General features: G+C 40.1%; 1 protein-coding gene. It reads right to left on the bottom strand.

All coding sequences use genetic code 11. The annotated features are described in order from the left end of the window. Positions 1–2 precede the first annotated feature (2 nt). Positions 3–1,086, bottom strand: a 1,084-nt coding sequence (rseP, locus tag E1160_RS00065; protein ID WP_155152953.1) for an RIP metalloprotease RseP, incomplete at its 5' end; no start/stop codon positions are given.

Genomic DNA, 1,086 nt, shown 5'->3' with positions numbered 1-1,086 from the left:
AGTCAAAGAGTAATATTTAGAATATCGTTTCCCATAACAAATACCATCAAGGTTAATAAGAAAGCCAAGCCAAATCTTAGACTTATCTCTTGAATTTTTTCAGATATAGGACGACGCAAAACACCTTCAATTGCATAAAATAGCAGATGCCCGCCATCCAACATGGGAATCGGCAAAAGATTTAATAATCCAAGATTAATAGATAGCAATGCAATAAAATTAATTATTGCTAGCCCCCCTAAATCACCAACTTCACTGGACATTTGTGCAATTTTGATAGGTCCACCAAGATTATCAACATCACCTTGACCGACAAACAGACGGCCAATTTCCTGAAATGTCATAACTGTAATATCCCATGTATAAGTAGTTGCTTCCACAATAGAACCTACAATACCAAGAGAGACCATCTTCGCAGACACGCCCATAATCCCAAGTCGATAGGCTTTAATCTCTTTACCATCCTGCTCGCCTATCACTGTCTCTTGAGCTTGCGCAACCAGTTCTTTATTAAGTCCGTTACGTGAAATCGTGAATGATACAGGTGCGCCCTTGCTTTCTTGTACGATTGATACAAGATCACGGAACTCATTAATTTCAACCCCGTTTCCGGCTAGAATCACATCACCTTTTTCAAAACCAGCTAAATCTGCTGCAGACCCTTCAACAACATCGCCTATACCGTCAACCATGAAATCCGATTGTACAGGTTTTCCAATAAACATGAATAATCCTGCAAAGATAACAATCGCAAAAGCAAAATTAATTAATGGTCCTGCAGCAACAATAGCTGCCCTTTGAGGTAAAGTTTTATAGGCAAACGATACCTTTTTTTCTTCATCGGTTAAATTTGTTGTCTGGCTTTCAGCATGATCTCCCGGATTGGCGCCATCTTTTTCACCAAACATCTTAACATATCCGCCAAGTGGGATAAGTGCGACTTTCCATCGCGTTCCCTGCTTGTCAGTCCAACCGAAAATTTCTTTCCCAAAACCTATAGAAAAAGTTTCAATACGTACCCCACACCACCGCGCGACAAGATAATGTCCCATTTCATGCACAAAAATCAGGATACCCAGTACAATG

This window comes from Curvivirga aplysinae (genome assembly GCF_009711445.1).
Classification (GTDB): Bacteria; Pseudomonadota; Alphaproteobacteria; order UBA8366; family Aestuariispiraceae; genus Curvivirga; species Curvivirga aplysinae.
This window is presented reverse-complemented; position numbering and strand designations above follow the sequence as displayed.